Source organism: Botrimarina sp. (genome assembly GCF_040219535.1).
GTDB lineage: Bacteria > Planctomycetota > Planctomycetia > Pirellulales > Lacipirellulaceae > Botrimarina.
Window position 1 is genome coordinate 159,266 of record NZ_JAVJSH010000020.1, and the last position, 23,070, is coordinate 182,335.

16 protein-coding genes and 1 tRNA gene are annotated in these 23,070 nt (G+C 69.9%); 10 read left to right on the forward strand and 7 right to left on the reverse strand.

Annotated features, from left to right (window positions below):
- The first annotated feature begins 80 nt into the window (after positions 1-80).
- Positions 81-644, forward strand: a complete 564-nt coding sequence (locus tag RIC11_RS10920) for a thioredoxin domain-containing protein (protein ID WP_350211144.1) — start codon at positions 81-83, stop codon at positions 642-644.
- A 91-nt stretch (positions 645-735) separates the two neighbouring features.
- Here the strand turns inward: RIC11_RS10920 and RIC11_RS10925 are convergent, their stop codons facing one another.
- On the reverse strand, positions 736-2,166 hold the full coding sequence (locus RIC11_RS10925; RefSeq protein ID WP_350211146.1) for an Nramp family divalent metal transporter: 1,431 nt from the start codon (positions 2,164-2,166) through the stop codon (positions 736-738).
- A gap of 309 nt (positions 2,167-2,475) precedes the next feature.
- Here RIC11_RS10925 and rpmG point away from each other — a divergent pair, with 309 nt between their 5' ends.
- The 6 genes from rpmG to RIC11_RS10955 all read left to right on the forward strand — a co-directional run bounded on the left by rpmG (position 2,476) and on the right by RIC11_RS10955 (position 9,500).
- Positions 2,476-2,652, forward strand: a complete 177-nt coding sequence (gene rpmG, locus RIC11_RS10930) for a 50S ribosomal protein L33 (RefSeq protein ID WP_350211148.1) — start codon at positions 2,476-2,478, stop codon at positions 2,650-2,652.
- 164 nt (positions 2,653-2,816) lie between these two features.
- Positions 2,817-4,574: a single-stranded-DNA-specific exonuclease RecJ gene (gene recJ, locus RIC11_RS10935; RefSeq protein WP_350211150.1), complete on the forward strand. Its 1,758-nt coding sequence runs from the start codon at positions 2,817-2,819 to the stop codon at positions 4,572-4,574.
- Positions 4,575-4,633: 59 nt separating this feature from the next.
- Positions 4,634-5,428, forward strand: coding sequence for a hypothetical protein (locus RIC11_RS10940; protein WP_350211151.1), 795 nt, complete (start codon positions 4,634-4,636; stop codon positions 5,426-5,428).
- Positions 5,429-5,680: 252 nt separating this feature from the next.
- Positions 5,681-7,480, forward strand: a complete 1,800-nt coding sequence (gene lepA, locus RIC11_RS10945) for a translation elongation factor 4 (RefSeq protein WP_350212036.1) — start codon at positions 5,681-5,683, stop codon at positions 7,478-7,480.
- A gap of 68 nt (positions 7,481-7,548) precedes the next feature.
- Positions 7,549-9,006 (forward strand): hypothetical protein, encoded by a 1,458-nt coding sequence (locus RIC11_RS10950; RefSeq protein ID WP_350211153.1) that lies wholly within the window; start codon positions 7,549-7,551, stop codon positions 9,004-9,006.
- 68 nt (positions 9,007-9,074) lie between these two features.
- A complete protein-coding gene (locus RIC11_RS10955) occupies positions 9,075-9,500 on the forward strand; it encodes a gamma-glutamylcyclotransferase family protein (RefSeq protein ID WP_350211155.1) in 426 nt (141 codons plus the stop codon).
- 6 nt (positions 9,501-9,506) lie between these two features.
- Here RIC11_RS10955 and RIC11_RS10960 read toward each other — a convergent pair whose 3' ends face one another.
- Complete coding sequence (locus tag RIC11_RS10960) at positions 9,507-16,946, reverse strand: SDR family NAD(P)-dependent oxidoreductase (RefSeq protein WP_350211157.1); 7,440 nt, start codon at positions 16,944-16,946, stop codon at positions 9,507-9,509.
- 135 nt (positions 16,947-17,081) lie between these two features.
- Positions 17,082-18,257: a Gfo/Idh/MocA family protein gene (locus tag RIC11_RS10965; RefSeq protein WP_350211159.1), complete on the reverse strand. Its 1,176-nt coding sequence runs from the start codon at positions 18,255-18,257 to the stop codon at positions 17,082-17,084.
- Positions 18,258-18,440: 183 nt separating this feature from the next.
- Here RIC11_RS10965 and RIC11_RS10970 point away from each other — a divergent pair, with 183 nt between their 5' ends.
- From RIC11_RS10970 to RIC11_RS10980, 3 genes are all read left to right on the forward strand, one after another.
- Positions 18,441-19,700, forward strand: coding sequence for an acyltransferase family protein (locus tag RIC11_RS10970; protein ID WP_350211161.1), 1,260 nt, complete (start codon positions 18,441-18,443; stop codon positions 19,698-19,700).
- 39 nt (positions 19,701-19,739) lie between these two features.
- Entirely contained in the window at positions 19,740-20,372 is a 633-nt protein-coding gene (locus RIC11_RS10975) for a hypothetical protein (protein WP_350211162.1), read from the forward strand.
- A gap of 115 nt (positions 20,373-20,487) precedes the next feature.
- Positions 20,488-20,560, forward strand: a tRNA-Glu gene (locus tag RIC11_RS10980).
- On the opposite strand, the gene RIC11_RS10985 is transcribed toward RIC11_RS10980, so the two are convergent.
- The 4 genes from RIC11_RS10985 to RIC11_RS11000 form a co-directional block, all read right to left on the reverse strand.
- Positions 20,523-21,830, reverse strand: coding sequence for a tyrosine-type recombinase/integrase (locus RIC11_RS10985; protein WP_350212038.1), 1,308 nt, complete (start codon positions 21,828-21,830; stop codon positions 20,523-20,525). The genes RIC11_RS10980 and RIC11_RS10985 overlap by 38 nt on opposite strands.
- Positions 21,831-21,834: 4 nt before the next feature.
- The gene (locus RIC11_RS10990) at positions 21,835-22,035 is read right to left on the reverse strand and encodes a helix-turn-helix domain-containing protein (protein WP_350211164.1); all 201 of its coding nucleotides are present in this window, start codon (positions 22,033-22,035) and stop codon (positions 21,835-21,837) included.
- 137 nt (positions 22,036-22,172) lie between these two features.
- On the reverse strand, positions 22,173-22,637 hold the full coding sequence (locus RIC11_RS10995) for an ATP-dependent Clp protease proteolytic subunit (RefSeq protein ID WP_350211165.1): 465 nt from the start codon (positions 22,635-22,637) through the stop codon (positions 22,173-22,175).
- Positions 22,637-23,062: a hypothetical protein gene (locus tag RIC11_RS11000; RefSeq protein ID WP_350211166.1), complete on the reverse strand. Its 426-nt coding sequence runs from the start codon at positions 23,060-23,062 to the stop codon at positions 22,637-22,639. Before RIC11_RS11000 ends, RIC11_RS10995 begins: the two co-directional genes overlap by 1 nt.
- Between the last annotated feature and the right edge of the window lie 8 nt (positions 23,063-23,070).

The window sequence follows — 23,070 nt, forward strand, 5'->3', positions numbered from 1 at the left end:
CGCGTTCCTCCCGGCAATCTTGCCGGGGCGACGTTCTCCCCGATCGGCCCGCGGCGCAAGTTCCCCTTAGGAGACGAAGGATGCTTACGACTTGGATGTTGGTCGCTATGGTCGCCGGCTTGTCAGCCAGCGAGGGCGACACCAGCGGGTGGCACGCCGATTACGGCGCGGCGCTCGCCGAAACCAAGCATGAAGCGCAGCCGCTGCTGGTGGTCTTGGACGACCCGTCGGATGAAGCCAACCGGCTGGACCCCGACCTGCTGAAGGCCGAGTCCGGCGCCCTGCCGCTGGACAGCTACGCGTTGTGCCGCGTCGACGTGTCGACCGACTACGGAAAGCAGGTGGCCGAGGGCTTCAAGGTGACGTCGTTCCCGCACGTGGCGATCATCGACAAGTCGGGCTCGGTGATCCTCCGCCGCGTGTCCGGCGACGTGTCGCTCGCCGAGTGGAAGCGAGTGCTGAGCCTGCACGCCGAGGGCGATCGCCTCGGCCAGACGCGCTACACCGTGGCCAAGCAAGTCGTCGACTCGCCGGTCGCGACCCAGCCCGCCGCCACGCCGTCGTTCTCGGCGCCGACGTTCTCGTCGCCGATGAACGCGTCGCCGCGTCCCTACTGCCCGAGCTGCCAATTGCGTAACCGCTGAGCCTCGTTGCAAAGCGAGTGAGCACAACGGGGGCTGGGCCATCCATGCGATGGCTCAGCCCTTTCTCGTGCGCCGACGATCCGGCCGAGCGTCACTCGAAGAGCAGCTTCGGCGCCTGCACCACGCAGAAGTACGTGAACACGACGAAGCTGGCCACGAGCCCCACCCCGATCCACGGCCCCGGCCGAAGCCGGCGTGCGACCTCGGGCGTGAACAGCCGCGGCATCACCCAGTAGAGGCCCACGAGCACGGCCAAGGCTTGCACGGGCGTCAGCAGCAGGCCGTCGGCGATGGCGGCCGTCTTGACCAGGGCGACGGGCTTCTCGCCGAACTGGTGCACGATTGTCATGCTCGTCAACAAGTAAAATCCGAGCCAGAAGCGGCGGCGCCGCAGCGGCGATTTGCCCGCGGCGATCCTCGGGAGGCAAATCCGCACGCAGTCGTCCAGCAGCATCGGCCAGCCGGTGATCTGCGCGATCTGGGTCGACAACAGCGCGGCAGCCCCGCCCACGAGGAACAGCGTGGCGCCGGTCGAACCCCACTGGCCGCCGAACACCTCGGCCAACGTCGTCGCGACACCGGGCCCTTCCGGCGCCAACTCGAGCGGCCGCAGCACGCCGGCGCCAGCGATCAGGAAACAACTCGTGACACTCGCGCCGACGACCAAAGCCACGGTCGCGTCGAACGTCACCACGCGGCGCCACCCCCGCAGGCGGTCGACCTCCTCGTCGCTCAACCGGCGGAGACGCTCCACGTCGGCGGGCCGTCCTTGACGCCCTCCGGCCGTCGCGCCGTAGCCCGCGCCCATGATCCAGTAGGTGTACCAGACCTGGCTGGCGAACCCCCCCGCGCCCCAGCCCAGCAACGGGAGCATCTCTGCCCAGGCGCTGCCGGAGACATCTTCTTTGGCTAGCGCCCAGGCGGGCACCTCCGGCACGGTGGGCACAAGGCCGGCGAGCAGTTCGGCCAGCGGCGGGGCGACTTGCGCTGCGATGGCGACCACGCCGACAAGGGTCACCGTGATGAGGCAAGCCATCACGATCTTAAGTGGCTTGAACTCGCCCACCCAAGCCATCGCCACGGCGACCAGCGCGACCATCCAGCCGGCAACGTCCGCCCGCAGCGGCGTGATCGCCGAGAAGAACACTCCCGCCGCGCTCGAGACCGAGCCGATCGAAACGACCGAAGCGGCGAGCTGCGCCACGAGGACCAGCCACACGACGGCGTTCTTGGGCCCGGGCAGCCTCGAGAGCAGGTCGATCTGCCCTTCGCCCGTGGCGGCCGTGTACCAGCCGCCGGCCAGCCCGATGAAGTACTTTAGGGCCACGCCAAGGACGACCGCCCACAGCACGCCCACGCCGAGCACCGCGCCGGTCCGGGTAGCGAGGATCACCTCGCCCGATCCGATGTACTCGGCGCACCACACGATCGAGGGCCCGAGCACCGCGGCTAAGGCGAGCCCTTTGGGTGGCGGGGCGATCGCGGCCGCTGCGGGACCGCCCGGGTCGGGGCTTTTACTCATCTACCCAAGCGATCAAGAGGCCAAGCGATCAAGTGGCTGGTCGAAAAGTCCCCAGCGGCCAGCGACGAGTCCCGACCGGCCCGGGCGAGGGGTAGCGTAGGCTCGCCCCGCACGGCGACGCAAACCCCCGCCGCGCCGCGAGCCGGGGTCTCGCCGCCCCGCCGCCCCGCCGCCCCCCGGGGGCCGGGGCCTTCCGCCGATCGTCGAAGCCCGATAATCTACGGGGCTGTCGGCGGGCCGGCCGACCAATCGAAAGCCGATCCTGTTCGGCGAGCCCAGTCCAACTGATCGATCCCAGCGAGTGCGTCGATGGCCAAGAGCGGTGGCAAACGGAAAAAGAAGGTCGAGACCGTCTTCCTCGTTTGCGAAGAAACGGGCGACTACAACTACACGATCCGCCGCAAACCCGGCGGGGAGAAGCTGAAGCTCAAGCGGTACAGCCCGCGGCTCCGCAAGCACACGTTGCACGTCGAGAAGAAGAAGTAGGGCGCGGGGCTCCGGCGCCAGCCGCCCACCCGCCGGGCGGTTGCGTGTTGCGCGGTTTGAAGGGTGGATGGCGGAGCGGGGAGGGCAGGCGTTTCCGCGTCGGTGGGCCGTTCAGTTACCCCCTCCCGCACGCCGCCTTCCGCCTTTTCTGGTACAAGGACGGTATGCCAAAGCGCTGGCGGATTGCGACGCACGACCCCGCTCGGATCGCCCAGCTCGAACGGGCCGCCGGCCTCCCGCCCGTGCTCGCCCAGCTGCTCATCGCCCGCGGCATCGACTGCCCGAACGCGGCGCGAGAGTTTCTCGAGCCCAAGCTAACCGGGCTGCGCGACCCGGAGGTGCTTCCCGGCGTGTCGCTCGCCGCGGACGAGATCGGCCGCGCGGTCCGCGACCGCGAGAAGATCGCCGTCTACGGCGACTACGACGCCGACGGGATGACCGCCGCGGCGATCCTGCTGAGGTGCCTGCGGCTCCTCGGCGCCGACGCGCGGCTCTACGTGCCGCACCGGATCGACGAGGGCTACGGCCTCAACGCCGATGCGCTGCGTCGGTTGGCGGAGGCCGGCATTCGGACCGTCGTCACGGTCGACTGCGGCGTGGCGAGCGTCGCCGAGGCGGCTCTCGCCCGAGAGCTGGGCCTCAGGCTGGTCATCACCGACCACCACCAGATGGCCGACCGCCTGCCCGACGCGGCCGCCATCGTGCACCCGAAGCTCCCCACCGCCGGCGACCCCTACCCCTTCGATGGCCTCTGCGGCGCCGCCGTCGCGTTCAAGTTGGCCTGGGCGCTCTGCCAGCGGGCCAGCCACGCCAAACGCGTCGGCGAGCCGATGCGGCGGTTCTTGTTGCAGGCGACCGGCCTTGCGGCGATCGGCACCGTGGCCGACGTGGTGCCCCTCATCGACGAGAACCGCATCCTCGTGCGGCACGGCCTCGCGGCGCTGCGGCACTCGCCGACGGTTGGCTTCGCCGAGCTCGAGAAGGTCGCCGGCCTGACGAAGAAGCCCGCCTTGGAAGGGGAAGACCTAGGCTTTTCCGTGGCCCCGCGCCTGAACGCGGCCGGGCGGCTCGGGCAAGCAGAGCTAGCCGTCGAACTGCTGACGACCGACGACCCGGCCCGCGCCGCCGAGCTCGCCGCGTACGTCGACGAGCTGAACGAGACCCGCAAAACGGTCGAGCGGAGCGTGCTGCTGGCCGCCCGCAAAGAAGCCAAGCAGTGCTTCTCGCCGGACAGCGACCCGGCGTTGGTGCTCGCCGGACGGGACTGGCACCCGGGCGTGATCGGCATCGTGGCGGGCAAGCTGGCCGAGCAGTACGCAAAGCCGGTGGTGGTCATCTCGCTCGACAAGCTCGGCGCCAAGCCGGCGATCGGCTCCGGGCGGAGCGTGCCGGGCTTCAACCTCTGCGCGGCGCTGGCAGCAGCCGGCGAGCACCTCGCCAGCCACGGCGGCCACGCGGCAGCGGCCGGCCTGCGTGTCGACGAGTCGCGGCTCGAAGCGTTCCGCATCGACTTCTGCGCGCATGCGGCGAGCGTGCTGGGCCCCAACGGCGACGCCGCTGAGCTGGCCATCGACGCCGAGGCGCCGCTGTCTTCGCTCACGCACCAGACGGTCGCCCAGATCGAACGCCTGGCGCCCTTCGGCCACGGCAACCAGCGGCCCACCCTCTGCTGCGGCGGCGTTCGGCTGGCCTCGGCGCCACGCCCGATGGGTGGCGGCCGCCACCTGTCGGTGGACCTCGTGCAGTCGGGCGTGAAGCTGCGGGCGGTGGCGTTCGGCGCGGGGGAACGCGAAGAAGAACTCCGCCGGCTCGACGGCCCGTTCGAGGTCGCGTTCCGCCCGGTGATCAACACGTTCCGGGGTTACCGCTCGGTGGAGATGCACCTGGCGGATTGGAAGGCGGGGGAAAGCGGATCGTTCTAACGTCCGCGTGGCGTGCCTCCCGTCGAGCCAGTCGAGACGGCAGCATCTTCGAGCGCATAATGGCGGTTGTGCAGCACGACCGCCTAGAGAACCAGATCGAAGAGCCGCTAGATACTGACGCGGATGCGCCGACGCAGACTCGTGGCAATCGGTTGCGGCAGCGGCTGCGGATTCTCGACGTGCTTGGACTGTCGACCGGCTGCTGCCTGTACGCGGGGCTGCAACCGCTGTGGTTGGGAGAGCCCCCGAAGGAGCCATTCGAGGCGGCCTACTGGCTCCTCTACCGTGTCGTGAGCGTCGCGGTCTTTGGAACGGCGTTGGGGTCGGCGACCACGTTGTTCCGGCGGGCTCGGGAAGGGCAACAATTCCAGCCGGGGCATTGGGTCCTCGTGGCCCTGTTGCTCTCGATGCCGCTGCAACTGATCGGCGGCTTGGTGTACTACCTGCGCACGGTGGGCGCTCCGGACTACTACGCGACCTACTATGCGTGGCACGCGCAGAGACTCGTCGACTGCACGCTGGTCGGTTGCTGCTTTCTGCTGATCGCGTTGCTCACACTCGACCAGCGTTGGTGGTCGCTCTTGTTCTGGATCTCAGGCGGCGTTTTGGTGTGTCTGGCGCCTCAGCACGTCGCGGCGCTCAACGATGTCGTTTCTGACTGGTTCTGGAAGTCGCACCAGCTTGCCGAGCTTGTGGTCGGCCCGGTGCTGCTAGCGGTGATCCTCACGGCCGCGCTGAGCGACCGTCGTCGTGCGATCTCCAGAGACTGGCTGCACTGGCTGGGGGTGGCTGTCGCGGTCTTCTACGCCCTCGCCAATACAGTCGACGGGGCGTACTCCGTTTTGAACTGGTAATTGCCCCACTGGAGGCTGCTAGGAGGGCCGTTCCCGTCGGGAAACCCCGGAGGAAACCGCCCCCGCCGCTCTTCCGCCGGCGGCGGCGGGGGATTCAAATAGGGGGCTCGGGCCCGAGCCGCTAGGCCCGCCCTCCGAGTCTGACCTGCCCTCCCGTGTTCCCCCCGCATGGCCGACGCCCCCGCCAGCCCCCCGAAGCCCTCCCCCGGACCGGCCAAGAAACGCAAGCCGGGTGAGCCGATCGATCCTGCGATGATCCGCAATTTCTCGATCATTGCCCACATCGACCACGGCAAGAGCACGCTGGCCGACCGCCTGCTGGAGGTAACCGGCACGGTCACCCAGCGGGAGATGAAGGAGCAGTTCCTCGACGAGATGGACCTCGAGCGGCAACGCGGCATCACGATCAAGGCCAACGCCGTGTCGATGAAGACGCAGCACAAAGGCCAAGAGTACGAGCTCAACCTGATCGACACGCCGGGCCACGTCGACTTCCAGTACGAGGTCTCTCGTTCGCTGACCTGCTGCGAGGGAGCGCTGCTGCTCGTCGACGCGTTCCAAGGCGTCGAGGCCCAGACGGTCGCCAACGCGTACAACGCGATCGACCACGACCTCGAGATCATCCCGATCCTCAACAAGATCGACCTGCACCACGCCCGCCCCGACGAGGTCCGCGAAGAGATCGAACACACGCTCGGCCTCGACGCGAGCGAGGCGATCGGCTGCAGCGCGAAGACCGGCCTCAACTGCGACCAGGTCATCGAGGCGGTCATCAACCGCATCCCGCCCCCCAAGGGCGACAACTCCGCGCCGCTCCAGGCGATGGTGTTCGACAGCGTGTACGACGAATTCCGCGGCGCGATCATCTACGTGCGCCTGATGAACGGAATGGTCCGCAAGGGCGACCGGATCAAGTTCCTCCAGGCCGGGACCGAGCACGAGGTGATCGAGCTGGGGCAGAAGACCCCCCGCCGCACGCAGACCGACTTCTTGTCGACCGGCCAAGTCGGCTACCTGATCTGCAACATCAAGTCGCTCGGCCACGTGCACATCGGCGACACGGTCACCCTTGCACGCGGCGAGCCGGCCAAGCCGCTGCCCGGCTACCAAGAGCCGAAGCGGATGGTCTTCTGCGGCCTTTACCCGAGCGACGGGCAGGACTTCGAGAACCTGCGCGACGCCCTCTCGAAGCTGCAGGTGAACGACCCGAGTTTCGTCTTCGAGCCGGAGACCTCCGACGCGCTCGGTTTCGGCTTCCGCTGCGGCTTCCTCGGCCTGCTCCACATGGAGATCGTGCAGCAGCGACTGGAGCAAGAGGCCGACATCGACCTGGTCCAGACCGCGCCGAACGTGACCTACCGGATCCAGACCAAGGACGGCGAGTGGCGCGAGGTCCACACCCCCACCCGCGTGCCCGAGATCGGCGACATCGAGGAGTTCCAGCAGCCGATCGTGCGCGTGAGCTTCGTGCTCCCGACCGAGTACATCGGCGGCGTGATGAAGCTGTGCGCCGACCGCCGCGCGGAGTTCGTCCGGCAGGAGTACCTGTCGCCGACGCGATCGATGCTCGTGTACGACATCGCGCTAGCCGAGGTCGTCTACGACATGCACGACCGTTTGAAGAGCATCACCCGCGGCTACGGCACGATGGACTACGAGCTGAAGGGCTACGAGAAGGGCGACCTGGTGCGGCTCGACATCCTCGTGAAGAACGAACGCGTCGACGCGCTCTCGATCGTCTGTGACAAGCGCGACGCCGACGCGCGTGGCCGCGCGGTCATCAAGAAGCTCAAGGAAGAGATCCCCCGCCACATGTTCGAGGTCGCCCTCCAGGCGGCGATCGGCACGCGGATCGTCGCCCGCGAGACGATCAGCGCCATGCGCAAGAACGTCACCGCGAAGTGCTACGGCGGCGACATCAGCCGCAAGCGAAAGCTGTGGGAAAAGCAGAAGGAAGGCAAGAAGCGGATGAAGTCGATCGGCTCGGTCGACATCCCGCAGAAGGCGTTCCTCGCGGTCCTCGAGACCGGCGACGAAGAGGGGAAGAAGTAGCGGCGCCGCCCCGCGGCGAGGGTATTATCGGGGGAGCCGTCCCCTGCCCGCCAAGAGGCCCGCTCCAGATGCCCTGTCGCCGCAGCCTAGCCGCGTTGTCTCTCTTGTCGATGATCACGCTCGCCGGCGCCGGCCGAGGCCAGGAGAGCAGCCCGGACAGGGGGCAGCCGCTGCGCGTCGGGAACGTCTTTCCCGACATGACCGTCATGGCGCCCGGCGTGGGCAGCCGATCCGAGACCGGTATCGGCGCGTTGATCCCGTGGGCCGATCGGCTGTGGGCGATCGGCTACGTCGCCCACATCCGGGGCGACGGGATCGGTCTGTACGAGATCGACGAAGACCTCGCGTTCCGCAAGCACCCCGCGTCGATCACCGGCACCTTCGCCAACCGGATGGTCCACTGGGAAACCGAACAGGCGGTAATCGGGCCGCACCTGATCGACGCGGAAGGGAAGGTCCGCACTCTCGAGGGGCTCGCCAAGCACCGGCTCACGGCCACCGCGCGGCATCTGGAAGAGCCGGAGAAGAAAGCCTACTTTCTCACCATGGAGGGCCTGCTGTTCGAAGCGGACCTCGAGACCCTCGAGACCAACCGGCTCGCTGATTTACGCGAGGAACTCGACCTGCCCGAGGGCGCCCAGCCACACTTCAAGGGCGCCCACACCGCGCAGGGGCGGCTGGTTGTGGCGAACAACACCTACGAGGAACAAGAGTACCTCGGCCAGCGCGCCGCCGGCCGGCTCGCCGAGTGGGATGGGCGGACATGGAAGACTCTCGAAGCGAATCCGTACGTCGAGGTCGCGGGTAAGCAGAACCCCAGCACGGGGAAGCGGTACGGCAACTCGCTCTACGCGATCGGCTGGGACCGCGCGTCCGTGATCTTGCGCGTGCTGCACGGGGGTGAGTGGCGCCGGTACCGGTTGCCGAAGGGCTCGCAAGCGTGGGACCACACTTGGAACACCGAGTGGATGCGCATCCGCGAGGTGCAAACCGAGCGGTACCTGATGGACGCGTTCGGCCTCTTTTACGAGCTCCCGCCGACGGTCTACGGCGGCACGGTCGTGGGAATCAAGCCGATCGCCAGCCACCTGAGGATCTGCCCAGACATGGTGTCCTGGCGGGGGATGCTCGTGCTCGCCGGCGATCAGACCGACAACGCGGTCGGCCAGCCCCAATCGGGGCTCTGGCTGGGGCACATCGACGAACTCTGGGGCTGGGGCAAGCCGTCCGGCTGGGGCGCTGTCTGGTGGGAAGACGACGTCGAGGCCGGACAGGTGTCCGACCCGTTCTTGATGACCGGTTTCGACAAGAAGGTCGTCCACCTCGCGAACGACTCCGACCGCGCAGCGGCGGTCTCGATCGAGATCGACTTCCTCGGCTCCGGTCGGTGGCGCGAGTATCGCAGCATCGAGTTGCCGGCGGGCGGCTACGTCCACCACACGTTCCCCGACGGGTACAGCGCCCACTGGGTCCGCGCCCGCGCCAACGACGCGTGCACGGCCACCGTGTCGTTCACCTACCACTAGCCCCCAGGGTCCGACCGGGGCTCTCGCCGGGCGCGTCGCCACAGAAGCATCAAGACCCTCCCCCTTCGATGCGCGCGATCGAACCAACAAGGGCGGTCCGGACCGAGGCGGACCATCACCTGTTCGTCTACGGCACGCTGATGAGCCGCTACCACAACGCGCACGCGGTCGCGTTGAGGCAAGCGGCGAATCTCCTCGGGCGGGCGACACTCCGCGGCCGGATGCACGTCGTCCAGGGGCCTCGGGGGACGCTGGTGTACCCGGCGGTCGTCGCGTCGGACGACCCGGCGGACGTCGTGCGCGGCGAGGTCTACCGGGTCGAAGACCCGGGCGTCTTCGATCGGCTGGACCGCTACGAGGGCGCCGAGTACGAGCGACGCACGGTCGCGGTCGAACTGGGCGACGGCCGCAGGCTCAGCGCGCTCGCTTACCTGTTCCTCGGCGCGACCGACCGCCTGCCGCGCGTCCCGTCGGGCGACTTCGCCGCGCGGTGACCGGGGTTACGGGGCCTGGGCGAGCACCCGGGCGATCACCGCGGCGCCCTCGCCGCTCATCATCGAGAAGTGGTCGCCGGGGGCCTCGTGCTCGGAGAGCGAGTCGCCGAGGAGCTCCCGCCACGCGTGCACGTTGGCCTCGATGCCGCTGGTCACCTCTCCCAGGCCGCCGTGGACCGCCGCGCGTACGTACTCGACGGGCGCGTGCACGGCAGCGTGCTGGTACGCGCGGGTAGCGACGACCAGCGCCTCGCCGACCGCGACCAGCCGGCGCACGTAAGCCTCGTCGACTTCCCCGGGGACGATTCCCGCCCGTTGGGCCTCGGCCAGGGTGGCGGCGAAGCGCTGCGACTCGTCGAGTTCGGCGAGCGCGGCCGAGTCGACGGCCATCGACGACTTGCCGGAGAACCGCGCCGCGAAATCGAGGATCGAAGCGAGGAAGACCGCGTCGTCGTCGGTGTCGACCCGGTCGTAAACGCCCGGCGGCGGGCTGTCTAGCAGCGTGACGCGCTCCACGCGTGCGCCGCGACGCTCGAGCGCCTGCGTGACGGCCAGCGCGGTGATGCCACCGGTGGACCAACCCGCCAGCTCGACCGCACGGCCCGGGAAGGCCTCAACGATCGCGGCGGCGTAGTCCTCTGCGGCGTGGCCGACGTGCTTGTGGGGTGGTTGCGCGGAGTCGAGCCCGCGCGGCCGCACCGCGTACACCGGTCGGTCCGGGGGGAGGCCGGCTGTCACGTAGCGGTAGGCGCCGACGTCGCCGCCGAGGACCGGCATGAACACGAGCGGCGTCGAGCCGTCGGCGCCGGCGGCCAACTGCACCAGCGGACGCCAGCTTTCCTCCGCGGCTCCGGGGCGATCGGGCGATTCGCCGACGAGCTCGTCGAGGGCCGCCTCGGCGAGCGTGGTCACGCTCGGCCCGGCGAGCAGCTTGCTCATCGGCAGGGTGATCGCGAGCTTGCTCTCGAGGTTGTTTTTCAGCTCGAGCGCCATCAACGAGTCGATGCCGAGCGTCGTCAGCGGCTGGTCCACCTTGATCTCGTCGCGCGGCACGTTCGTGACCCGCGCAAGCTCCCCGTGCACCAACTCGGCTATCAGCCCCAGCCGCTCGGCCGGCGCGGCGTCGAGCAGGCGGAACCGCGCCGGGCTCTCGCCGCCGGGGGCTTGAGCCTCGTCGACGAGCAGCCCCTCGAGCAACGGCGGCTTGCGGCCCGCCAACAGCCGCGACATCGCGTCCCACCGCGCGTCGACGACAACCGCGTGGACGGGGTCGGTGCGGAGCAGGTCGCCCAGCAACGCCAGCGCCGGCTCCGGCGGGAGCATCCCCATGCCCTTCGCGGCGACCGCCCGGGCCGTGTCCCCCGAGGCCATGCCGGCGCCGCTCCCGTGGTCGTCGCCCCAGGGTCCCCACGCGACGCTCACCGCCGGCAGGCCGGCTTGGCGGCGGTGGGCGGCCAGCGCGTCGAGCGCCGCGTTGGCGGCCGCGTAGTTGGCTTGGCCCGGCGAGCCGAGGGTCGCCGCCACCGAAGAGAACAGCACGAACTGCTCGACGCCGGCCAGCGGCGACCCGTGCCGCCGCGTGGCGTTGTGGAGGTTCCAAGCGCCGATCGCTTTGGGCATGAGAACCTTCTCGAGCCGATCGCCGTTGAGGTCGTCTAGCAACGCGTCGTCGAGCACGCCGGCCGCGTGGATCACGCCGGCTACCGGCGGGAAGCCCTCGGGCAGGCCCGCCAGGGCCGCGTCGAGCGAGGCCGCGTCGGCCACATCGCCACGCAGCGCGACCGCCTGCACGCCGCGCCCCTCAAGGTCTTCCAAGAAGCCGCGATCCGCTTCACCCGCAGCGCGGCGCGAGAGCAAAGCGACGCCCCCGGCGCCGTTAGCCGCGAGCCACTGGGCGACCTTGCGTCCCAGGGCGCCCAAGCCGCCCGTGACCAGGTAGCCCCCGCCGCGCACCACGCCCGACCGGTCGGCCGCCGCCTCGTCGACGCGCATCGACACCACCACCTTCCCGATGTTCTTCCGCTGCGACATGTAGCGGAACGCGTCGACAACCTCGTGGGTCGGGAACTCGGTGACTTCCAGCGGGCGGTAGGCCCCCTCGGCGAACCGCCGCATCACGGCCGCGAACAGCTCTCGCACGTGCCGGGGGCGTTCGCGGAGCAATCGGTCGAGGTCGATCGCGAAGTACGACAGGTTGTCCTGGAACGGCTGGAGCCCGATCTTGCGGTTGCGGTAGATGTCGATCTTCCCGATCTCGCAGAACCGGCCATAGGCGCGCAGCAGGCCGAGGCTGGCGTCGATGGCCTCGCCGGGGAGCGAGTTTAGGACAACGTCGACGCCTTCGCCGCCGGTGGCTTCTCTCACCCGGTCGACGAACTCGAGGGAGCGGGAGTCCATCACGTGCGCCACGCCCAGCGAACGCAACAGGTCGCGCTTCCGGTCGCTGCCGGCCGTGGCGAAGACCTCCGCGCCGGCGTGCTGCGCGACCTGCAACGCCGCGAGGCCAACCCCCCCCGCGCCCGCGTGGATCAGCACCCGCTCGCCGCGCTCCAGCCGGGCCAAGTCGACCAGCGCGTGGTGGGCGGTCAGGAACACGATTGGGATCGTGGCCCCCTGGGCGTGCGTGACCCCCGGCGGTTTAGGCACGACCGCGTAGGCCCGGGTCTTCATGTGGGAGGCAAACGCGTTGGGCCCCACGCCGATGGCCTCGTCGCCGACGCGCAGGTGCTCGACACCCGGCCCCACCCGGACCACCACGCCCGACGCTTCGATGCCGAGCGGCGCCTCGCCTTCTTTGACGCCCGGGTACAAACCGAGGGCCTTCAGCACATCGGAGAAATTAAGACCGGTCGCGTGCACCTGGATCTCGACCTCGCCGTCGCCCGGCGCTTCGCGCGGGTGCGGCGCGTAGCGCAGCGTGTCGAAGGAGCCCACGCGTTCCATGCCGAGCCGCCAGCTCTCGACCCGGGGCGGCGCGGCGCCGCCCTGCCGGGCCTGCGAGGCGAGCGCCTCGGCCGGGGCGAGTCGCGGCGCGAGGCGTTGCCCGTCTCGGTGGGCGACCTGGGTCTCGTCGCCGGCGGCCGCCAGCTCGTCCCACACGGGGCCCGCGTCGTCGGCGCCGACGGGCAAGTCGACGAGCCGCACGCGCAATTCGGGTCGCTCCATCATCGCCGACCGGCAAAGCCCAACCGTGGCCGCTTGCACCGGCGAGGCCGCCGCGCTCCCGACGCTCTGCCCACCGCGGGTGACGACGATCACGCCGTGCTCTGCTGAGGGCCGCTGGCCCACCGCTTGGAGCAACCGCAGCACCGCGCCGGCGCCGCGATCGGTCACGCGGGACCAGCCCTCCTCGCTGTCCGCGATCTCGATTCCCGCCAAACACACCACAGCCGAGGGGGGCTGCGGCAGCTCGGCCAAGACCCGCGCGAAGTGGTCGCGGTTGGTCGGGTCGATCGTGTAACGGATCGGCTTCACGGCGCCGTTGCCCGCGGTCGGCGAAGCGAAGCGATCGCCAAAGCGGGCCTCCACGACCGCCGACCCCGCCGCCAGAGCGCGTCGTGCCAAGCTGTCGGCCAGCGCTGGATCGCCGCCGAACACCACGACGGGGCCCTCGCCGGTCGCGCCCTTCGTCAGCGGCGCCGGCCGCCACTGGGTCTGGTAAAGCCAGTCGGTCGGCTTGGCGATGCGGCCCCGGCCGGCTGGGTCGGCGAGCCGCTTGGCTCGGACGCCCCGGAGTTCAACGATCGGCCGGCCGTCGCCGTCGAGGAGCCACGCGTCGGCGTCGATCGTGTTCGGGCTAGCTTGCTGGGAGCTCGGAGCCGGGTCCCGACGCACCGCGTAGGCGTGCAGCGGCTCTCCCTTCTTGATGGCCCGCCAGCTGCGGACCGACTCGACGCGCACAGGCAGATACGTGTACGGGCTGTTCGAGCCATCGGCTTCCAGTGGCAGCGTGCACGCAACGGTCTGCAGCAACGCATCCCCGAGCACCGGGTGCAAGCGGTAGCGGTCCACCTCGGCGGCGACCGACTTGTGGGGCGCCAGGTCGGCGAACGCGTCGTATTCGGACCGATAGACATCCTCCAGCACCCGGAACGCGGGACCGTACTCGAGGCCCCGCTCGCCGATCTGCCGGTAGAACTCCGCGCGGCGCAGCCGCTGGACGGCGCGGCCCTCCACGCCCTGCCTGTCCGCCGGCGCGACAGCGGGCGCCGCATCCCAGCGACGGATGGTCGCCACGGCGTGTTCGACCCACTCGGCCTTCCGCTGGTCGGAGGGCGCCGCGTGGATCGATACGCTGCGACGGTCGTAAGCCCCACCCTCGACGTGCGTCTGCACCCGCAGACGCGACTTGTCCGCGACGGTCAGGGCGCGGCGTATCTCGACATCGGTCACCAGCACCGGGCTCGGCGACCCGTCGGCCACGCTGCACGCGGCGGCGAGCGCTTGCTCCAGGTACAGCGACGCCGGCGCGACGATCGAGCCGCTCACGCGGTGGTCGCCGATCCAGGCCGGGGTGTGGTCGTCGACGGGCGCCTCGTACAGGTCGCCGCCCGTCGCGACCGGCAGCCGCGCGCCGAGCGTAGGCGAGTCGCCCTCGCCGGCGCGGGCGACCGCGTTCGGGCCGTGCGCCGGCTGGAGGTTCTCGTACCAGAAGCGTTCGCGCTTCATCGGGTAGTTGGGCAGCGGCAAGCGCCGGCGGCCCCTCCCCCGGTAGACTCCCCGCCAGTCCACGTAGCCGCCGCCGGCCCAGTGCGAGGCCAGCGCGGCCATGACCGCGCGCGTGTCGTCGACGCTCGGCCGCAGCGAAGGGATCCAGCGCGGCTCGCCAGCGAACGCCGCGCCCGACTTCGCCGCCATTCCGGCCAGCACCGGCGCCGGGCCGACCTCGATCCAATGCGTGGCGCCCGTCGCGGCGGCTGCGGCCACGCCGTCGGTGAATCGAACCGTGTTGCGTAGGTGGTCGCGCCAGTAAGCGGACCAGTCGGCCGGCGCGGTCTCGTCGGTCAGGAGCCGGCCCTTCACGTTCGATGCGATGGGCACGCGCGGCGGGCGGTGTTCGATCTGGCCGGCGATCGACTGGAATTCGTCGAGCACCGGGTCCATAAGCGGCGAGTGGAACGCGTGCGACACGTCCAGCCGCTTCGACTCGATCCCCCGCTCGCGCAGGTCGGCCAGCGCGGCCTGGAGCTCCAACTTGTCGCCCGAGAGCACCGTGTTGGCCGGGCCGTTTACGGCGGCGATCGCCAGCCGGTCTTGGCGGCCTTCTAGCGCTTCCGAAGCGGCCGCCGCGTCGGCGAACACGACCGCCATCCCGCCATCGCCGGGCGCGCCGTGCATCAGTCGGGCGCGGTGGGCGACCAAGCGGGCGCCGTCCTCGAGGGTGAGCACGCCGGCCGTCACGGCGGCCGCGATCTCGCCGATGCTGTGCCCGAGCACCACGTCGGGCCGCGCGCCCCACGAACCCCAAAGTTCCGCCAGCCCGCACTCCACCGCGAACAGCGCGGGCTGCGTGTAGAGGGTTTGGTGGACCCGCGGGTCGTCGGCCTCGGCCAGCAGGTCGGCGACGCGCACGCCGAGCAGCTCGGCGAAGACCGCGTCGCACCGCTGGACGACACGGCGATACACGGGCTCGGCGTCGTACAGCCGGCTTCCCATTCCCGAACGCTGGGCGCCCTGCCCCGTGAAGAGCCAGCAGGATCGGACCGCGTCGCGCGCCGGCAGGGCGTCGTCGGCTCGGGCGCCGGCCGCCACGCTATCGAGCTGGTCCAGCAACTCGTCCCGATCCGCCGCCACGAGGGCCACTCGGTGGGGGAAGTCGCACCGCCCCGTGTTGGCCGTGTAGGCGACATCGGCGGGCTCGGCTCCCGCGCCGTCGGCGCGAAGCCAATCGGCTAGCCGCTTGGCTTGCTCGGGCACGCGGTCGGGCGTCTTGGCGGCCAGCTTCACCACGTGGGCCGGGCGGTCGGGCGTCGCGTCGTCGACGCTCGGCGGCAGCGGCGCCTCGGCGACGACGATGTGGGTGTTGGCGCCGCCAAAGCCGAACGAGCTGACGCCAGCGATCCGGCGCCGCCCCTCCTCGGCCAGCCGGCTCGGCCACCGCTGCGGCTCCAGGAGCGGTTGGACCCGCGAACCCGCCGTGCCCGCGTGCGGGTTGAGCTGCTTCAGGTGGAGCTGCGGCGGGACCTGCTCTTGGCGCATAAGCAGGAGCGTCTTGATCAAGCCAGCGACGCCCGACACCGTCTCGGTGTGGCCGATGTTGGCCTTGACGCTCGTCACCCAGAGCGGGCGGTCCCCGTCGCCGTCGCCGCGGAACACGCCGGCCAGCGCTTGCAGCTCGACCGGGTCCCCCAAGGGGGTGCCTGTGCCGTGGCCCTCCACATAGTCGACATCCGCCGGCGAGATTCCCGCGTCGGCTAGTGCAGCGTGCAGGCACGCCTGCTGCTGGTGCACGCTCGGCGCGGCGATGCCGGCGGTGCGGCCGTCTTGGTTGACCGCGCTGCCGAGGATCACACCGAGGATGTCGTCGCCGTCGCGCTGCGCGTCGTCCAGCCGCTTCAGCATGACCAACGCGCAGCCCTCGCCGCGCACGTAGCCGCTGGCCGCCGCGTCGTACGAGCGGCACCGCCCCTCGGGCGCGAGCATGTGGGCTTGGCTGAACGCGATGGTCACGTCGGGGACGAGGATCGCGTTCACGCCGCCCGCGAGGGCCGCGTCGGACTCGCCCGAGCGGAGGCTCTGCACGGCGAGGTGGATCGCGAGCGAGCTGGAGCTGCACGCGGTGTCGACCGACAGGCTCGGGCCCTTCAGGTCGAGCACGTACGACACGCGGTTCGACGCGATCGACAGGGCGTTGCCGGTCCCCACGTGCGCGTCGATCAGCTGGTAGTAACCCGCGGAGTGGACGGGCGCCTTCATGTAGTCGGTGCCGCCGACCCCGACGTACACGCCGCACACCGAGCCGGCGATGCGGTCGGCGGGCCAGCCGGCGTTCTCGAGAGTCTCCCACGCGACCTCGAGCAGCATCCGCTGCTGCGGGTCCATACGGGAGGCCTCCCTCGGCGTGACACCGAAGAAGGTAGGCTCGAACAAGTCCACGCCGTCGACGAACGCGCCGCGACGCGTGGTCGACTTGCCCGGGCCGCCGGCCGGGTCGTAGAAGTCGTCGACATTCCAACGGTCGGCCGGCACCTCGGTGACGCCGTCGCGGCCGTCGCGGATCATCCGCCAAAGAGCCTCCACGTCCGGCGCGCCCGCGAAGCGGCCGGACATCCCGATCACCGCGATCGGCGCGCCGGGCTCGACCGGGCGCTGGCGGCCGGCGGCCTGCGCGGGCGCCGGCGCGCCGGCCGCCGCACGCAGCTTCGCGGCGGCGCGGGACGCCAGGCGCTGCTGCAAGCGGTTGCGCTGGTCGGGGGAGAGCTTCGCGAGGCGGTCCAGGTCGGCCATCGGCAGGGGTGACGAACGGCGCCGGGCAGGCGGCGCGGATGCCCGTCTTCCTGACGGCGCCTGTTGAGCGGTCGGTAAAGGTCGCGCGGTTCCTGGCGCTTCTTGCTGGTGCGGTGTGTGTCGCGGCTAGGGGGGCTACTCCACCCGCTCGACGTCTTGCCAACCGCCCGACTCGGCCGACGACTCGACCGCCTCGAGCACCGCGACGCACTGCGCGCCGTCCCGGAAGTCGGGCGCGACGTCGCCGCCGGCGGCGATCGCTTGGATCAGGTCGCGCACGCCATGCACAAACGTGTGTTCGTAGCCGAGCAAGTGGCCCGGCGGCCACCAGGCGCCGGCGTAGGGGTGGTCCGGTTCGGTGGCCATGATGGTCTTGAAGCCTTGGCGGTTGGTCGGTTCGGCCGTGGAGTAGTACTCCAGCGTATTCATCTCTTCGAAGTTCCACGCCAGCGTGCCCTTGCTGCCGCTGATCTCGAACCGGTTGTAGTTCTTGCGGCCGGTCGCCATGCGGGTCGCCTCGAACGTGCCGATCGCCCCGCCCGCGAAACGGGCTAGGAACACCGCGGCGTCGTCGACGGTTACCTTGCCCACCCCCGACTTGCCCGAATCGCCCGACGCGCCGATCCCCGCGCCCGACCCGTCGGGGTAAGGGCGTTCGGTGACGAACGTCTTCAGGTCGCCGACCACCCGGGTGATCTCGTCGCCGGTCAAGAACCGCGCGAGGTCGATCAGGTGGGCGTTCAGGTCGCCGTGCGCACCGGAGCCGGCCACCTCTTTCTCGAGCCGCCAGCTCATCGGCGCCGACGGGTCGACCAACCAGTCCTGCAGGTAAACAGCCCGGTACTGCCGGACCTCTCCGATCTCGCCCGCCGCGATCATCTGCCGCGCGAGCGACACGGCCGGGCACCGCCGGTAATTGAAATTCACCATGTGCCGCACGCCCGCCTCGCGGACGGCCGCTAGCATCTTGCGGGCGTCGTCGAGGCTATTCGCGAGGGGCTTCTCGCAAAACACGTGCTTCCCCGCCTGGGCCGCCGCGATGGCGATCGGCGCGTGGGTCGCGCCCGGCGTGCAGATGTCGATCAGGTCGATGCCCTTGTCGGCGACGACCTCTTCCCAGTCGTCGCTGCTCTTGGACCAGCCGAACCGGTCGGCGAAAGCCTGTGTCTCGTCGCCGTCACGGGCGCAGACCCATTTCATCACCGGCTGGAGCGGCAAGTCGAAGAACTGGCCCACCTTCGTGTAGGCGTTCGAATGGGTGCGCCCCATGAAGCGGGCGCCGATCATGCCGACGTTGAGTTGGTCTGCCATGTCTGAACAGGGCTCGATGACGGTAAGAGGAGGGGCCTGGCGCGGGGTTGCGGACCCGCCAGCCTACCAAACCCCGCCGCCGCGGTCAGCAACCCCCGCCAGCAACCGGCATGCCGCAAGATCGCGGGTACGGCTGCGCTTGCCCGCGAGCCGGATCGATCCGGCGCCGCTATGCTGTGCGGCATGACAACCGTCCACCCCACCCCCGCCCCCGCCGAGGCGTCCTCCCCAGCCGGCGGACAGGCGGCCCACCGCGGGAGGTTGCTGTCGCTCGACGTGATGCGAGGGCTGACCATCCTGGCGATGATCCTGGTCAACAACCCGGGCGACTGGGGCCAGATGTACTGGCCTCTGGGACACGCCGATTGGCACGGCCTGACGCCGACCGACCTGATCTTCCCGTTCTTTCTCTTCATGGTCGGCGTCGCGATGGCCTACAGCTTCGCGAAGTACACCGGCGAGCGCGGGCGGCCGACGCCCGCCGTGTGGCGCCGGATTGCCCGCCGGGTGTTCTCTTTGATCGCGTTGGGGCTGCTGCTCAACGCGTCGGGTCGGCTGATCTCCGTTCCGCTGGGGTATTCCGATTCGTGGGACTGGGCCACCCTGCGCTGGCCCGGCGTGCTGCAGCGGATCGGCCTGGCTTACCTGTTCGGGTCGGTGATCGTGCTGACGCTGGGGGCCCGGGGACAAGCGGTCGCGGCGGTCGGCCTGCTCGTGCTGTACTCGCTGCTGCTCGATTTCGCGCCTCCCGACGTGCCCCCCGCCGAGCGGATGACGCCCACCGGCAACATCGTGCGGGTCGTCGACGTGGCCGTCATCGGCGAACCGCACATGTGGACCCAGGCGACGAGCCACCCGACCGACCCGGAAGGGCTCCTCAGCACGTTGCCGTCGATCGTCACGGTGCTGATCGGCTACGCTGTCGGCCGCCGGCTCCGCGGGGCGGACGCGGCGGGAGGGCGGACCCTCATCGGCCTGCTCGCCGTTGGCGGCTTGCTAGCGGCGGCGGGATGGCTCTGGCACAACGGGCCGCACCCGGGGTGGGGCCAGTACGTCAACAAGGCGTTGTGGACGCCGAGCTTCGTGCTCGTGAGCGGCGGCCTGGGCATGGTTTGCCTGGCGGCTTGCTTGGCCGTGTTCGACCGGTACGGGAGAGAATCGCCCCGCGTCCGCCGCGTCGCGACCGCTTTCGAGGTGGTCGGCGTGAACGCGATCTTTGTCTTCGTCGCGTCCGGTTTCGTCGCCAGGGCGCTGACGGTCTTCCGAGTGAGCGACCGGACGCTTAAGGATTGGATCTACACCAACGGCTTCGTCGAGCCGCTGCACACCGTCGGCCTGAACGATCCGCGGCTCGCCTCGGTCGCCTACGCGTGCTGGTTCGTCGCGTGTTGGTGGTTGTTGCTCGCCTGGATGTGGTCACGCGGCTGGACTATCCGGGTCTAACGGCCCGGTCCCCCTAGGCGCCGCAGGCGCGAACCCTCGATGGCTCGGCTAGTCGAAATAGAGCTGCACTCGGACGCTCGGCCCCTGCCGCCGCGTGTGCGCGACCTTTTCGATTGCGCGGACGACCTGGTCGAGCGGTTCAGCAACGACCATCGCGAGCGGCCGGTGCCCGCCTTCGTGCCGAGCGACTTTGTGGAGGTCCACCACTCGCTGCAACGGATCGAGGAGGCCCGGCTGACAACGGGGCCGAGATTCCTCGAGTGGGGCAGCGGCATCGGCGTGGTCACGTGTCTGGCGAGCCTAGCGGGATTCGACGCGGCCGGCATCGAGATCGAGCCCGAACTCGTCGAGATCGCTCGGGGCTTGGCCGACGACCACGGTTTCGACGTCGAGTTCGTCGCCGGCAGCTTCGTCCCCACCGGCGGCGAGCAGGTCATCGAGAGCCACGCCTACAACCTGGCGAGGTCGGTTACCTGGCTTCGCACCGACGGGCACGACGGCTACGAGCTGCTGGGCCTCGAGGCGGACGACTTCGACCTCGTCTTCGCGTACCCGTGGCCGGGCGAGGAGGAAGCGATCTTCGACCTGTTCGCCGAGTACGCGGCCGACGGCGCCCTGCTGCTGACCCACCACGGCGAAGACGGCATGCTCCTGCAGCGGAAGCGGCGATAACCGCCGCCGCCCGTTCGCGGGGGCCCTACAACCGGCAGCCCGACGAGGGTCCTTGCCCCGCCCCCGAGGAGCGCCGATACTACGTGACCGGCCATCCGCGGCTAGTGAACAACCCGCCCCGTTCGTCTAGTGGCCCAGGACACCGCCCTCTCACGGCGGAGACAGGGGTTCGACTCCCCTACGGGGTACCTTTGCGCTCTCAGAACCCCGGGAAACACAGCGTTTCTCGGGGTTTTTCGTTCCGGGTGGTGCAGCGGGTGACGCCGATTTCTGCCGGTTTCCGGCCCCTTGCGCTCCACCCCCTGCGTCACCCTTAGCGGCGTCTCGGCCGGGTAGCTCGCCCCTCGCTATCGCGAGGTGTTCGGCGGTCACGCTCCGGTAGTTGCGGCGTGCGATTTCTTCGGTGTGGCCCAGCCACGCGGCCGCCACGTGCGAGGGGAACCGGTCGGCTAGGTCGGTCGCCCGGCTCGCCCGCATGGCATGCCACAGCCGCGGCCAGGGCGTCAGGCCCGCACGGGCAATCAGCCGCAGCAGTTGCGTTCGCAGGTTGGCCTCGCCGCTTCGGTAGCGGGTCACGCAGTAAACGGCCCCCTCGGGTGCCGCCTCGAGTGCGTCCCGCAGGTACGGCAGCAACTCCTCGAATAGCGGAACCGTTCGCGACGCCTTGCCTTGCTTGGCGGTCTTCGGCGAGGTCACCCGCATCGTGCCGCCGGCCCAGTCGATATCGGACCACTTGAGCCGTAGCGATTCGCTCGGCGTCCGCAAGCCGCCATAGCGGGCCAGGGCAATGAGCAGCTTCCACTCGCTGTCCGGTGCCGCCTTGAGCAACTTATCGGCGTCGGCCGCGGGAACGTACGCCTTCCGCTCTGCGTTGCTGTCGTCGCCCGCGATGAGCCCCTCGAATGGCGATTCGGCCAAGTAGCCCCGTTCTACGGCCTCGCGGAAGAACTGCTTCGCTCGCTTCACGTGGGCCGCCACGGTCGCGGGGGCATGTTTTGCGGACAGCCACTCCCGCCATCGCTTCGCATGCTCGGCGGTGATATCCCGCAGCGGCATATCCTCGGCGAGCCCCTCGCAAAGCTTCCCGCGGGCCGCCTTCCAGTTGATTACCGTTCGCTCGGCCGGTTTCGCATTGCCTTCCCTCGCGGCCCATTCGCCGATGAGAGAATCGAGGAACGCGGCCAGCGTCGCCGCCTTGCGGGGGCCGCACAGCCCCACGCCGGCAAGCTTCGCGTGCAGGTCGTCGCCGAGGCTCGCGAGCCATTCGGCGGTCGCGTTGCTCAGCGGAGCCCCGGCAATCCTCGCCGATACGATGGATTGAACTTTGCTCGCTATTTCCGCGGCGTCTTTCTTGCTGACGCCGGGCAGCCGCACGGCCCGCCGCTTGCCGTTCTCATCGCGGAACGCCACTCGGTAGCGTTTCCGGCCGCTCGCGGTCTCTGTGACAACCGACGCCATGGCCTCAGCCCTTCCGTTTGACTAGCTCGAGTTGGTAATAGCGGCACAGCGTCTCGGCGTGGTCGAGACGCAGGGTTCCGTCGCCCTTGGCGAACCGAACCAGCGTCGGCCGGCTTATGCCGGTCTCCGCCGCCAGCGAGTTGAACGACTGCGAGTCGTCGAGAACGGCCTCGCGTAGCTTGTCGGTAATCGGGTGTTCGGCCATTGCTTGTCCGAGTTTGTACCAATAGAACGCCGGCCGGTCAAACCGAGCCCCACAGCCGCCGCCTCACGCGACGCAACGGCCCGGCCCGATACTTTGGCCACGGAAACGCCCCGACGCCACAGCGGGCCACGTGGGGCCTAGAACCGCACAACGCCATCGGCGAGCCCCCATCGCACGGCCTCATCGGCTTTGACGTAGCTTTCGCCCCGTATGAGCGTCTCCACTTCGGCGAGCGTCAGCCGCGAATGGGCAACGAACGCTGCCGCCATCATCCGGTTTCGCTTGGCGATTTCTTCGGCGTCGCTGTCGCCCGTTCTGCCGTCGCACCGCCACGCCGAATGAATCAGCAGCTCGCCGAACGGGTACACCATCCGGCGGGGCAGTTGCACCGCCAGATAAGCCGCAGCGGAATGGGCCGTGTCGATTAAGGCGGTCGGCCGATGGGGGCGGAGCAGCTCGAGCATGCGGTCGGCTTCCGCCAGGCTGCCGCCCCTCGAGTCGATATAGACTTCGCCCCGCTCGCTTTCGGGGGCGGCTTCAATCTGCCGCCGCAGGTCGCGGGCGGTCGCGTCGGTTCCGATAACGCCGAGTATTTCGAGCATCAGCTAAGCATCCCCTCTAGCTCGGCGTCCGCGTCCCGCTCGGCTTTATCCTCGCCGAGGCTGGCCCGGTCGCCGGGGGTCAGCCCGAACGCGGCCGCCATCTTGGTGAAGAACCCCGCGTAAGCGGCCCAGGCGACGCGTGTGTCGCGGTCGGTCGGGTCGGCCTCTAGTCGGCGGCTGCACTCACGCAGGAACGCCCACGACTCGCACAGGGCCGCCAGGGAGGCCGCGTCGCTCGAGCACAGCCACGGCCCACGGGTCCGCGTCACGTGGTCCCACATGTCCGACGCGTCCGGCTGAAGGTCATCCGGTTTGCGTAACGCGTCGCCGCCGGTGACCGGCCCACGCTTCGGCAGGTAGCCCCGATAGGCTCCCTCTAACTTCAGGACCGCCAGCGGCTTCGGTTTCGGGCCTCGCTTGCCCATCTTCACTA

Coding starts and splice junctions, on each gene's coding strand:
- RIC11_RS10970 (WP_350211161.1), top strand. CDS start 18,441: ATGACAACCGTCCACCCCACCCCCGCCCCCGCCGAGGCGTCCTCCCCA.
- RIC11_RS10925 (WP_350211146.1), bottom strand. CDS start 2,166: ATGAGTAAAAGCCCCGACCCGGGCGGTCCCGCAGCGGCCGCGATCGCC.
- recJ (WP_350211150.1), top strand. CDS start 2,817: ATGCCAAAGCGCTGGCGGATTGCGACGCACGACCCCGCTCGGATCGCC.
- lepA (WP_350212036.1), top strand. CDS start 5,681: ATGATCCGCAATTTCTCGATCATTGCCCACATCGACCACGGCAAGAGC.
- RIC11_RS10985 (WP_350212038.1), bottom strand. CDS start 21,830: ATGGCGTCGGTTGTCACAGAGACCGCGAGCGGCCGGAAACGCTACCGA.
- RIC11_RS10940 (WP_350211151.1), top strand. CDS start 4,634: ATGGCGGTTGTGCAGCACGACCGCCTAGAGAACCAGATCGAAGAGCCG.
- RIC11_RS10990 (WP_350211164.1), bottom strand. CDS start 22,035: ATGGCCGAACACCCGATTACCGACAAGCTACGCGAGGCCGTTCTCGAC.
- RIC11_RS10965 (WP_350211159.1), bottom strand. CDS start 18,257: ATGGCAGACCAACTCAACGTCGGCATGATCGGCGCCCGCTTCATGGGG.
- RIC11_RS10920 (WP_350211144.1), top strand. CDS start 81: ATGCTTACGACTTGGATGTTGGTCGCTATGGTCGCCGGCTTGTCAGCC.
- RIC11_RS10975 (WP_350211162.1), top strand. CDS start 19,740: ATGGCTCGGCTAGTCGAAATAGAGCTGCACTCGGACGCTCGGCCCCTG.
- RIC11_RS10995 (WP_350211165.1), bottom strand. CDS start 22,637: ATGCTCGAAATACTCGGCGTTATCGGAACCGACGCGACCGCCCGCGAC.
- RIC11_RS10955 (WP_350211155.1), top strand. CDS start 9,075: ATGCGCGCGATCGAACCAACAAGGGCGGTCCGGACCGAGGCGGACCAT.
- rpmG (WP_350211148.1), top strand. CDS start 2,476: ATGGCCAAGAGCGGTGGCAAACGGAAAAAGAAGGTCGAGACCGTCTTC.
- RIC11_RS11000 (WP_350211166.1), bottom strand. CDS start 23,062: ATGGGCAAGCGAGGCCCGAAACCGAAGCCGCTGGCGGTCCTGAAGTTA.
- RIC11_RS10950 (WP_350211153.1), top strand. CDS start 7,549: ATGCCCTGTCGCCGCAGCCTAGCCGCGTTGTCTCTCTTGTCGATGATC.
- RIC11_RS10960 (WP_350211157.1), bottom strand. CDS start 16,946: ATGGCCGACCTGGACCGCCTCGCGAAGCTCTCCCCCGACCAGCGCAAC.